The sequence below is a fragment of the Pseudomonas sp. PB3P13 genome (genome assembly GCF_054897735.1).
Genome location: NZ_CM142702.1, coordinates 4,018,344 through 4,029,673 on the forward strand (window position 1 = coordinate 4,018,344; position 11,330 = coordinate 4,029,673).

8 protein-coding genes are annotated in these 11,330 nt (G+C 61.1%); 1 reads left to right on the top strand and 7 read right to left on the bottom strand.

Translation table 11 applies throughout. The features are described 5' to 3' along the window. Positions 1-7: 7 nt before the first annotated feature. Genes ACYZT1_RS18435 through rluC form a run of 3 tightly spaced genes read right to left on the bottom strand, consistent with a single transcriptional unit; the run spans position 8 to position 2,633 of the window. A complete protein-coding gene (locus ACYZT1_RS18435; RefSeq protein ID WP_462016097.1) occupies positions 8-997 on the bottom strand; it encodes a S49 family peptidase in 990 nt (329 codons plus the stop codon). 21 nt (positions 998-1,018) lie between these two features. Next, positions 1,019-1,684, bottom strand: coding sequence for an HAD-IA family hydrolase (locus tag ACYZT1_RS18440; RefSeq protein WP_462016098.1), 666 nt, complete (start codon positions 1,682-1,684; stop codon positions 1,019-1,021). Next, positions 1,671-2,633 carry a 23S rRNA pseudouridine(955/2504/2580) synthase RluC gene (gene rluC / locus ACYZT1_RS18445; RefSeq protein WP_462016099.1) on the bottom strand — a complete coding sequence of 321 codons (963 nt, stop codon included), beginning with the start codon at positions 2,631-2,633 and terminating at the stop codon, positions 1,671-1,673. The genes ACYZT1_RS18440 and rluC overlap by 14 nt, the downstream gene beginning before the upstream one ends. Positions 2,634-3,334: 701 nt before the next feature. On the opposite strand from rluC, the gene rne reads away from it, so the two are divergent. Then, a complete protein-coding gene (gene rne / locus ACYZT1_RS18450; RefSeq protein WP_462016100.1) occupies positions 3,335-6,631 on the top strand; it encodes a ribonuclease E in 3,297 nt (1,098 codons plus the stop codon). Positions 6,632-6,782: 151 nt separating this feature from the next. Here rne and ACYZT1_RS18455 read toward each other — a convergent pair whose 3' ends face one another. Genes ACYZT1_RS18455 through ACYZT1_RS18470 form a run of 4 tightly spaced genes read right to left on the bottom strand, consistent with a single transcriptional unit; the run spans position 6,783 to position 11,141 of the window. Next, positions 6,783-7,373, bottom strand: coding sequence for a nucleotidyltransferase family protein (locus ACYZT1_RS18455; protein WP_462016101.1), 591 nt, complete (start codon positions 7,371-7,373; stop codon positions 6,783-6,785). Beyond that, positions 7,370-8,353: an XdhC family protein gene (locus ACYZT1_RS18460; RefSeq protein ID WP_462016102.1), complete on the bottom strand. Its 984-nt coding sequence runs from the start codon at positions 8,351-8,353 to the stop codon at positions 7,370-7,372. Before ACYZT1_RS18460 ends, ACYZT1_RS18455 begins: the two co-directional genes overlap by 4 nt. Next, positions 8,353-10,674, bottom strand: coding sequence for a molybdopterin cofactor-binding domain-containing protein (locus ACYZT1_RS18465; RefSeq protein WP_462016103.1), 2,322 nt, complete (start codon positions 10,672-10,674; stop codon positions 8,353-8,355). Before ACYZT1_RS18465 ends, ACYZT1_RS18460 begins: the two co-directional genes overlap by 1 nt. Beyond that, entirely contained in the window at positions 10,671-11,141 is a 471-nt protein-coding gene (locus ACYZT1_RS18470) for a (2Fe-2S)-binding protein (protein WP_462016104.1), read from the bottom strand. The genes ACYZT1_RS18465 and ACYZT1_RS18470 overlap by 4 nt, the downstream gene beginning before the upstream one ends. Between the last annotated feature and the right edge of the window lie 189 nt (positions 11,142-11,330).

Here is an 11,330-nt window from a genome sequence, read left to right on the forward strand (position 1 = left end):
CAAGCAATTAGCGCAGCGACGGCCCGTGAAAGCCCATCCACATGGCCAGATGCTCGGCAACGCTGGCCCCGAGCTTCTTCGAGAAGCGGTCAAATGGCGATTCCTGCACGGTGAAGTCGACCAGTTCCTTTTCACCGATCACATCACGCGCCACCGAGCTGGCGTTGCCCAGGCCATCGATCAGCCCCAGAGGCAACGCCTGCTCGCCTGACCAGACGAGACCGGAAAACAATTCCGGATGCTCTTTGTCCTTCAGGCGATCACCGCGTCCTTTCTTGACGCTGCTGATAAACTGCTGATGCGTCGTATCCAGCACGCCTTGCCAGAACCGGGTTTCTTCCGGCTTCTGCGGCTGAAACGGATCGAGGAACGACTTGTGCTCGCCGGAAGTGTAAGTCCGACGCTCGACACCCAGTTTTTCCATGGTGCCCACGAACCCGTAGCCGGCCGCCGTCACACCGATCGATCCCACCAGACTCGCCTTGTCGGCGTAGATCTGATCAGCCGCGCTGGCGATATAGTAAGCGCCGGACGCACCGAGATCGGAGATCACTGCATACAATTTCGTGTCGGGATGCAGGCCGCGCAACCGGCGGATCTCGTCATAGACGTAACCCGACTGCACAGGACTGCCTCCCGGGCTATTGATGCGCAGAATGACACCCTTGACCTTCTCATCTTCAAACGCCGCCCGCAGGCTGCCGACGATATTGTCGGCGCTGGCCGGCTCCTTGTCGGCAATCATGCCGTTGATATCGATCAGCGCGGTGTAATGGGCACTGCGGCTGGCGGCTTTTTCCATGTCCATCAACGGCGTGAACAGCACCAGCGCACCAATCAGGTACACAAACGTCAGCAGTTTGAAGAAAATCCCCCAGCGGCGTGACCGGCGCTGCTCCTGCACGCTGGCCAGCAGAGTCTTCTCCAGCAGCTTCCAGCTCTTCTCGTCACCGGTCTCCGCGCTCGCCTTGGCGGGCGCTTTCCATTCGTCGGTCATGCCATGTACCCCAGCAAAAATCTATGAAGCCCGCTGACTCAGCCAGGCGTGCAATTCTGAAAAACGGTCGATAGCGAGTCGCGGCTCGAACAGCTTCAGGGCTTCGATCGACTGAGCGCCGTAGCTGACCGCCACCGAATCCATGCCGGCGTTGCGCGCCATCTGCAGATCAAAGGACGAATCGCCCACCATCAACGCCTGCTCCGGACGGACGCCGCAATGCGCGACAATCTGCTCCAGCATCAGAGGATGGGGCTTGCTCGCAGTTTCATCGGCGGCGCGGGTGATATCGAAATATTCTTCCCAGCCGTGCGACTTCAAGACGCGATCCAGCCCGCGCCGCGCTTTGCCGGTGGCTACCGCCAAGTGGTAACCGTTGGCGCGAAACGCTTCCATCGACTCCACCACACCTTCGAACAGCGGCGACGGAACAGCTTCGCAGGCGATGTAATGGTCGGAATAGTGCTGACGAAAAACCATCAGCTGGTCGTCGCCGATTTCCGGGTATAACGTGCGGATGGCTTCCGGCAACCCCAGACCGATGATGCCTTTGACGGCAAAATCATCGCGCAATTGAAAGCCCGAACGCTCGGATGCGACATGCATTGATTCGACAATCCGGCCGATAGAATCCGCGAGGGTGCCGTCCCAATCAAAAATCAGCAGTTTGTAATCAGATGGGTGCACTCAGGCGCTCCACGGTCTTGGCCCACATTTCATCGACCGGAGCCTGCAGCTTCAACTCGCCGCCGTCCGGCAGCGGCACCGTCAGCATGTAGGCGTGCAAGAACAGGCGCTTGCCGCCCAAGTCGCGAATTTCCTTGCTGAAACCTTCGTCGCCGTATTTGGTGTCACCGGCAATGCAATGTCCGGCATGCAAGGTGTGCACACGAATCTGGTGCGTGCGACCGGTAATCGGTTTGGCTTCGATCAGGGTGGCAAAGTCGCCAAATCGACGCAGGACCTTGAACACGGTTACCGATTCCTTGCCCTCCTCCTCGTCGACCTCGACCATCCGCTCACCGGAACGCAGATTACTCTTGCCCAACGACGCACGGACCTGCTTGATCGACGTGGCCCAGTTACCGCGAACCAGCGCCATGTAGCGCTTGTCGACGCCGTCGCCGCGCAATGCCGTGTGCAGGTGACGCAACATGCTGCGCTTCTTGGCGATCATCAGCAGGCCGGAGGTGTCACGGTCGAGACGGTGAACCAGTTCAAGCTCCTTGCAATCGGGACGCAACTGACGAAAGGCTTCGATCACCCCGTACGTCAAGCCGCTGCCGCCGTGAACCGCAATGCCGCAAGGCTTGTTGATCACGATCAACCCCTTGTCTTCGAAAATGATCGACGCTTCGAGGCGCTGCAACAGGCCTTGGGCCAACGGCACAGGTTCGTCGCGCTCGGGCACCCGCACCGGTGGCACGCGCACGATATCGCCTGCCTGCAGCTTGTATTCTGGCTTGATTCGACCTTTGTTCACTCGCACTTCGCCTTTGCGCAAAATGCGATAAATCAGGGTCTTGGGCACGCCTTTGAGCCGGGCGAGGAGAAAATTATCAATTCGTTGGCCGGCATATTCCGGCGAGACCTCAAGCAGTTGTACGCTGGGGGTCGAGGGGGCAGTAGTCGTCATGCCGCGGATGATATCAATTTTTTATGGAATTGAAGCACTTAATCATTGCTGCTATAGTCGCGAACGTCGCCAAAAGCGGCCTGGACAGCGGACCAACGGTCAAAAACCGACCCTGACCAATGCAATTCACCAGGACGCGAGGCCGTCCTACGGGGCTTTCGCTACGTAACGGTGGAGTTTGCAGGTGTAACGAGCGCAGGTGACATGAGGCCTGAATCACGCCGCAAAGCAGAGTTTTCACTCGCTTGGCGAGCCCATATTCACGGCCAGTTCACAAAGTGCAGTCATCTGTGAATGACCCCGAGCGAATGTTTCGGAAACAACGCCTAAATTAGCCATGATGCGTGACCTCCCTTTTCGGAGCTCACGGTAAATGCCAACCCGCTGCGGATTCTGCGCGCGGCAGCACCCGAATTATCAGGGATACGTGTAGGGTGGAGATGCACAACCGCTGGACTGTGTAGCACTAGGCTTTTTCAAGACGCTTCATCTCGTCCACAGCCGCCGGTTGATTCCTCCTCCTGACTGAGTGCTTAAGTAGCCACAGCAAGCAGGACGCGTACGTCGCGATGAAGGCCCACATTGGCCGGACTTCGCTGGACACGGGAATGGCCAACCACTCCCGACGCACCTGACACCGACCGTGAGAAGTCGTGTGTGCCGAACGCCGTTTCCGGCAGCCCGGAAACCGACGGTACTACATGAAAAGAATGCTGATTAACGCAACTCAACCCGAAGAGTTGCGTGTTGCACTGGTAGATGGCCAACGCCTCTACGACCTGGACATCGAATCCGGTGCACGCGAGCAGAAGAAGGCCAACATTTATAAAGGCCGGATTACTCGCATCGAACCAAGCCTTGAGGCTGCCTTTGTCGATTTCGGCTCTGAGCGCCACGGCTTCCTGCCCCTCAAAGAAATCTCCCGCGAATACTTCAAGAAAGCCCCCGAAGGCCGCGTCAACATCAAGGACGTCCTGAGCGAAGGCCAGGAAGTCATCGTTCAGGTTGAAAAAGAAGAACGTGGCAACAAGGGCGCCGCCCTGACCACCTTCATCAGCCTGGCGGGTCGCTACCTCGTACTGATGCCGAACAACCCGCGTGCCGGCGGCATCTCCCGTCGCATCGAAGGTGAAGAGCGCAACGAATTGCGTGAAGCCCTGAACGGTCTGGTTGCACCGGCCGACATGGGTCTGATCGTGCGCACTGCCGGCCTTGGCCGCAGCAGTGAAGAAATGCAGTGGGACCTCGATTACCTGCTGCAGCTCTGGACCGCCATCAAAGAAGCGTCGCTGGATCGCTCCGCGCCATTCCTGATCTATCAGGAAAGCAACGTGATCATCCGCGCCATCCGCGATTACCTGCGCCAGGATATCGGCGAAGTGCTGATCGACAGCGTTGAAGCCCAGGACGAAGCCCTGACCTTCATCCGCCAGGTAATGCCGCAGTACGCCAGCAAGATCAAGCTGTACGAAGACAGTGTTCCGCTGTTCAACCGTTTCCAGATCGAAAGCCAGATCGAGACCGCATTCCAGCGCGTTGTCGAACTGCCTTCCGGTGGTTCCATCGTTATCGATCCGACCGAAGCACTGGTGTCCATCGACATCAACTCGGCGCGCGCCACCAAAGGCAGCGACATCGAAGAAACCGCCCTGCAGACCAACCTTGAAGCCGCCGAAGAAATCGCCCGTCAGTTGCGCTTGCGCGACATTGGCGGCCTGATCGTCATCGACTTCATCGACATGACCCCTGCCAAGAACCAGCGTGCCGTGGAAGAGAAAGTCCGCGAATGCCTGGAAGCCGACCGCGCTCGCGTGCAAGTCGGTCGCATCTCGCGCTTCGGCCTGCTGGAAATGTCCCGTCAGCGCCTGCGCCCTTCCCTGGGCGAAAGCAGCGGCATCGTCTGCCCGCGTTGCAACGGCACCGGCATCATCCGTGACGTCGAATCGCTGTCGCTGGCCATCCTGCGCCTGATCGAAGAAGAAGCCCTGAAAGACCGTACCGCTGAAGTTCGCGCGCAAGTGCCGATTCCGGTCGCCGCTTTCCTGCTCAACGAAAAACGCAACTCGATCACCAAGATCGAACTGCGCACTCGTGCGCGCATCGTCATCCTGCCGAACGATCACCTCGAAACGCCGCACTTCGAAGTTCAGCGTCTGCGCGATGACAGCCCGGAAGCCGGGATCAATCAGACCAGCTACGAAATCGCAGCCGCCGCTGCCGAAGTCGAAGAAGTTCAGCCAGCTGCCGCGACCCGCACCCTCGTTCGCCAGGAAGCGGCGGTCAAGACTGCACCGGCCCGCGCCAACGCACCGGTTCCGACCGAAGTGGTCGCTGCCCCGGTTGCTGCACCCGCCGTTGTGCCGGAACCAAGCCTGTTCAAAGGCCTGGTGAAGTCACTGGTTGGTTTGTTTGCGTCCAAGGAAGAGCCTGCTGCTCCGGTTGCGGTTGAAAAACCGGCGGCTACCGAGCGTCCGGCCCGTAACGAAGAGCGCCGCAACGGTCGTCAGCAGAGCCGCAACCGTAACGGTCGCCGCGATGAAGAACGCAAGCCTCGCGAAGAACGTGCACCCCGTGAAGAGCGCGCACCGCGCGAGCCGCGTGAAGCCCGTGAAGCCCGTGAAGAAACGCCAGCCGTTGCTCGCGAAGAACGCGCGCCACGTGAAGAGCGCGCACCCCGCGCCCCTCGCGAAGAACGCGCACCTCGCGCGCCCCGTGAAGATCGCAAGCCACGTGGCGAGCGTGAAGAGCGCGTGCGTGAGCTGCGGGAACCGCTGGATGCCGCGGCACCAGTCGTCGCTGCCACCGCTGAAGAACGTCCAGCGCGTCAGCCTCGTGAAGAACGTGCACCACGCCCGCCGCGTGAAGAGCGTCAACCGCGTGCCGAGCAAGCCACTGCCGCCGTTGCTGAAGAAGAGCTGACCGGTAATGAAGAGCAACTGCCGGAAGACGGTCAGGAAGGCGCCGAAGGCGATCGTCCACGCCGCCGTTCCCGTGGCCAGCGTCGTCGCAGCAACCGTCGCGAGCGTCAACGCGATGCCAATGGCAACGTGATAGAAGGGTCGGAAGAATCCGAATCCGCCGAAGGCGAAACGGACGAAAACCGTGTAGCTCCAAGCGCCGCCGATCTGGCCGCAGGCCTCGCAGTTACCGCTGCCGTCGCCAGCACCGTGATCAGCGCTCCGGCTGAAGCACAGGCCAACGAGCAAGCTGAACGCGCCACGGCCGCCACACTGGAGACTGCTCCGGTTGAAGCGCCGGTGGTTGAAGCAACCACGCCAGTCGAAACCACCGCAGCTCCGGAAATTGAAGTAGCACCGGTCCGCCCACCACAGCCTCGATTCGGAGCGGCCGCAGAGCCTGCTGTCGATGCCGAACCTGCGGTTGCCGCCGAGCCGGTTGTTGAATCCGTGACTGAAACTGCTGGCGAAGTTCGCGAAGAGCAGACCGCGTTCAACTGGGTTGCCGAGCCAGCTGTTGAAGAAACGCCAGCTCCAGCGCCAGCCGCCGAGAGCCAGACGCCTGAAGCAATCGTCTCGGAGCCCGTGGAAGCTGCCGCCGAACCGGCGCCAGTCGTTGAAACTGCGCCGGTCTTCGAAACTGCGCCGGTCGTTGAAGCGGCTCCGGTCGTTGAATCGCCAGCGCCGGCGATTGCAGAAGTGGTCGCTCCGACCGTTGAAGCTACTCCGGTCAGCGCCTTGACGCCGAGCGGTCGCGCGCCGAACGATCCGCGCGAAGTGAAACGCCGCAAGCGTGAGGAAGAGCGCCTGCAGAAGGAAGCCGAGCTGGCTGCCGCTGCTGCTCCGGTTGAAGCGGCTGTCGCTGCCGAACCTGCCCCGGTTGTTGCTGAAGTTGTCGAGGCTGCTCCTGCCCCGACTGCCGAAGCTGCCGCCGAGCCGGTTGAGTCCGCGATTGACGAAGCTCCGCGCTCCGTTCAGGAAGCCGTCGCGCAACACGAGCAAGCCCTGGAAAAGGAACACGAGCCTAAACCCCTCGCCTGATTCCATCGGCCACTAAAAAGCCCCGCCTGGTTCGCCCAGGCGGGGCTTTTTTATGTCGGCTTTTTAACAGATGAACCGCGTTATCGTTCTTCGCGGGCAAGCCACGCTCCCACAAGTGCGACACAAATGGCTTGCCCGCGAAGGCGATCTGTTAGGCGAAGACCAACGCAGCAGGCACATCCACATCCCACAACACTCCGGGATCTTTCACCGGCACCTCAACCACCTGCGCCTGCGCAAACAACGGCCTCGCCCCACGATCGCCGGACAACGCCATCAGCCCCGGCCCGGAAGTGCGACCGAATCCCACCGGATGTCCAAATACACCTTCGTTCACCGGCACGCTGATCGCGTCATCCGCCATCCCTGCCAGCACCTGCTCGACCGATGACGGCAGGACAAACGGCATATCCCCCAACACAATCAGCCAGCCACCCAGCTGGGGACACGCCGCCACCCCGGCGGCGATGCTGTCGCCCATGCCCGTCGATTCGATCAGCACAATCTCGAAACCATAAGCCTGCGCCATTCGAATCAATTGCGGGCGATCCTTGGTCGTCACCAGCACGCGGTTCTCCAAAGTCGCCGGGACGCTCATCAGCACATGCTCAATGACGGAGTGAACCGACCCGTCACGCCCGACACAGTCCGCCAGCAATTTATCCTTGTCGGCGCCGGCGACTTCGCGATAACGGCTGCCCTGCCCCGCCGCCAGCACGATCACGCCAATGGGTTGGCTCATACGCGCTCCTGTAACGGCTTTTTCTGCTTGAGCTCGACGCCGTTCTTGATCGCCACGATTTCGGCCAGCAACGACAAGGCGATTTCCGCCGGGGTGTGGCTGCCAATATGGAGGCCGATCGGGCCATGCAAGCGCTCGATAGCCTCTGCTGACAAGCCTAGCTGAGCCAGGTTGTCGCGCCGCTTCAGGCTGTTGACCCGGGAACCCAGGGCACCCACGTAAAACGCCCTGGAATCGAGTGCGGTCAGCAACGCCATGTCGTCCAGGCGCGGATCGTGGGTCAGCGCAACAATGGCCGTGCGTTCGTCGGTCTGGATATTGAGCACCGCTTCGTCCGGCATGCCGGACACAAAACGGCCGTGCTGTTGCTCCCAGCCGTAGACGAATTCGGTGCGCGGATCGCAGATCAATACTTCGAAATCCAGCAAACGCGCCATTTGCGCCACATAGCGCGACAGCTGTCCCGCGCCGATCAACAACAATCGCCAACGCGGACCGTAAATGGCGCGCAGGGTATTGCCATCAAAACTCAATGAATCGGATTTGTCCGCGGCCGACAGCGTCACTTCACCCGTCGCCAGCTCCATCGAGCGCGCGACGATTTCATGGGCCTCGCAGCGTGCCAGCAATTCGGCGACCCAAGCTGGATCACCGACGCGTTCTTCGGTCAGGCGCAAGGTGCCGCCGCACGGCAAACCAAAGCGTGCGGCCTCTTCCCGGGTCACGCCGTAAGTGATCAGTTGCACCGGCGGCCCCTGGGCCGGCAGGCGACCATCGTGCAGACGGGCGATCAGATCATCCTCGACGCAGCCACCGGACACTGAGCCGATCACCACGCCGTCTTCGCGCAAGGCCAACATGGCGCCAGGTGCCCGGGGCGCGGTGCCCCAAGTCTGAACCACGCTGTATAACACCACTCGCTGCCCGGCGCGGCGCCATGCGAGGACGCTGCGCAGGACGTTCAGATCGACGCTGTCCATCAGGCGTCAGCCTTCTGCCAGCCTTGTAACTGATAACGCACCGGCAGGTCGCGAATGCGCTTGCCGGTCGCTGCGAATATCGCATTGCACAGGGCTGGCGCAATCGGTGGCACGCCCGGTTCTCCGACGCCGCCCAACGGCACGTCCCCTGGCGGGGTAACCAGATGCACGGCGATTTCTTTCGGTGCCAGGGACATCCGTGCCACCTCGTACATGTGGAAGTTGTCCTGCTGAACCTTGCCGTCCTTGAAGCTGATTTCACCCAGCACCGCGTTGCCCAGGCCCATCACGCAGGCGCCCTCGAATTGTGAGCGAATGCGTTCCGGATTGATCTGCGGACCGCAGTCCACTGCGATGTCAGCCTTGTGCACGATCAGCGTGCCGTCATCCTGAACCTCGACTTCCATCACCGCCGCCACGTAAGTGACGAAGCTGTAATGTACCGCCAAACCAAGGCCGCGGCCCTTGGGCAACTCACGCCCCCAACCGGCGGCTTTGGCAGCGGTTTCCAGGACGGTGCGCATGCGCCCGGTATCAATTGGATAACGCTCCGGCGATTCACCGTAGTTCCACTCTTCGCTCAACGTACGCGGATCGATCTGACGGTCCGGCCCGAGCAGCTCGATCTGATACTTCAGCGGGTCCTGGCCGGCCTTGTGCGCCAGCTCATCGACAAAACTCTGAATAGCAAAACCGTGGGGAATGTTCGACACCGAGCGATACCAGCCGACCCGCGTGTGGACCGCGGCTTCGGGGTTTTCCAGACGCACATTGGGGATGGCATAAGCCATGTTGGTGAACCCCATGCCCAGTTCGAACGCCGCTTCGTGATTCATGCCTGGCGCGAACAGCGCGGTAATGCTCGGCGCTACCGTGCGGTGCAGCCAACCGGAAGGCAGTCCGCCCTTGTTGAGGCTGGCTTTGAGGTATTCGGCCGATACCGTGTGGAAATAGGAACAGTGGATATCGTCTTCACGGGTCCATTGCACCCGCACGGCCTTGCCAGGAAATTCCTTGGCGAGAATGGCCGCTTCAATGACGAAGTCCGGCTTGGACTTGCGACCGAAGCCGCCGCCCAGCAAGGTTACGTTGACAGTGACTTTATCGAACGCAATACCCAGCCGTTCGCTGATGCGCTCGCGGGTGACTTGCGGGGCCTGACTGGGCGCCCAGGCTTCGCATACGCCGTCCTTGAAACGGGCGACGGCGACCATCGGCTCCATCGGTGCTTGCGCCAGGTGCGGCAGGTAATAGGAAGCTTCGAGCGTGCTGTCGGCGTCCTTCATGGCCGCGTCGATGCTGCCCGTGTTGCGCACCACTTTGCCCGGTTTGAGCGACGAAGCTTCGAGTTCCTTGCGGTAGGCAACCGAGTCGTAACTGGCGTGAGGGCCATCGTCCCACTCGATTTTCAGCGCGTCGCGCCCCTTGATCGCCGCCCACGTATTGCTGGCCACTACGGCCACGCCGCCCAGCGGCTGGAACTCGGACGGCAGCGGACGACCTTCGATTCGCACGACTTTGAGCACACCCGGGACTTTCAGCGCAGCGCTGTCATCCAGCGTTTTGACCTTGCCGCCGTACACCGCCGGCCGGGCAATGGCGGCGAAGAGCATGCCTTCAAAATGCACATCGGCGCCGTACACCGCGCGACCGTTGACGATGTCGGCGCCGTCGATAGCGCGGCTGCTTTCCTTGCCGATATAGCGCAATTCCCCCGGTTGCTTGAGGCGCAGGCTGTTGCTGGCGGGCACCGCCAATGCACCCGCCGCAGCGGCCAGCTCGCCATAACCGAGTTCGCGCCCGGAAGGCTGGTGGATCACTTTATGCAATTGCGCGCGGCATTCGCCGATCGGGACCTTCCACTGCTCGGCGGCTGCCTGTTCCAGCATGGTCCGCGCGGCCGCACCGCAGCGACGCATCGGCTCGTACCAGTGGCGCATGCTGCGCGAACCGTCGGTGTCCTGATTGCCGAACCGCACTTCATCGCCCGGTGCCTGTTGCACCTTGACCAGCGCCCAGTCAGCGTCCAGTTCATCGGCCACCACCATGGTCAGGCTGGTGCGTACGCCCTGGCCCATTTCCGAACGATTGCAAACGACCGTTACCGTGCCGTCAGCGGCGATGCTGACATACACCTTCGGATCATCGATCCAGCCATTGGGCATGCCGTCGGCGCCGTACTTCTTTTCCTTTTCGTCAGCGAATGCGTCCTGCCAGCCCCAACTGGCAGCGAGCACCAGCGCGCCGGTCGCGCCTGCGCCTTTGAGAAAGCCACGGCGGCTGAGGTTGTTCAGGGCGAAGTCATTCGGTAAGCGGCTCATGCCTTGGCCTCCTTCAAATGCGTGGAGGCCTGGCGGATGGCGGTCTTGATGCGGTTGTAGGTGCCGCAACGGCAAATGTTGCCGACCATCGCTTCTTCGATCTGCGCGTCGCTGGGGTTCGGGTTGGTTTTGAGCAGGGCCGTTGCCGACATGATTTGCCCGCCTTGGCAGTAACCGCACTGGGCCACGGCAGTGTCGAGCCAGGCTTGCTGGACGACTTTGCCGACCGGGTCTGCGTGGAGATTTTCAATCGTGGTGATGTTCTGGCCAACCGCCGAGCCGATAGGCGTGATGCAGCTGCGCGCGGGGGCGCCTTCGATGTGAATCGTGCAGGCGCCGCACAGGCCCATGCCGCAGCCGAATTTGGTACCGTTATAACCGGCGACATCACGGATTGCCCAGAGCAGCGGCATGTCCTCGGTGACATCGAGTTGATGGTCTTGGCCATTAAGTTTGAGGGTAATCATGGGCACGCCCGCATCGAATTTCGGTTATAGGGTCGAGCTATCTGCCACGTGGGTATTGCGTTTGGCACCACGCAGACCGGCTCAGGCTAATACGGCTCTCTTGTGCGGACGACAACGTCTACACCGGGCCTTTGGTGGAGCAAATGAATGCATCGTTAGGGCACTAAGTTAACCCAGCGTTAACAAAAA

Bases quoted from the DNA above. Each gene is read 5' to 3' on its own strand.
- ACYZT1_RS18460 (WP_462016102.1), bottom strand. From the start codon at position 8,353: ATGGACAGCGTCGATCTGAACGTCCTGCGCAGCGTCCTCGCATGGCGC.
- ACYZT1_RS18470 (WP_462016104.1), bottom strand. From the start codon at position 11,141: ATGATTACCCTCAAACTTAATGGCCAAGACCATCAACTCGATGTCACC.
- rluC (WP_462016099.1), bottom strand. From the start codon at position 2,633: ATGACGACTACTGCCCCCTCGACCCCCAGCGTACAACTGCTTGAGGTC.
- ACYZT1_RS18455 (WP_462016101.1), bottom strand. From the start codon at position 7,373: ATGAGCCAACCCATTGGCGTGATCGTGCTGGCGGCGGGGCAGGGCAGC.
- ACYZT1_RS18465 (WP_462016103.1), bottom strand. From the start codon at position 10,674: ATGAGCCGCTTACCGAATGACTTCGCCCTGAACAACCTCAGCCGCCGT.
- ACYZT1_RS18435 (WP_462016097.1), bottom strand. From the start codon at position 997: ATGACCGACGAATGGAAAGCGCCCGCCAAGGCGAGCGCGGAGACCGGT.
- rne (WP_462016100.1), top strand. From the start codon at position 3,335: ATGAAAAGAATGCTGATTAACGCAACTCAACCCGAAGAGTTGCGTGTT.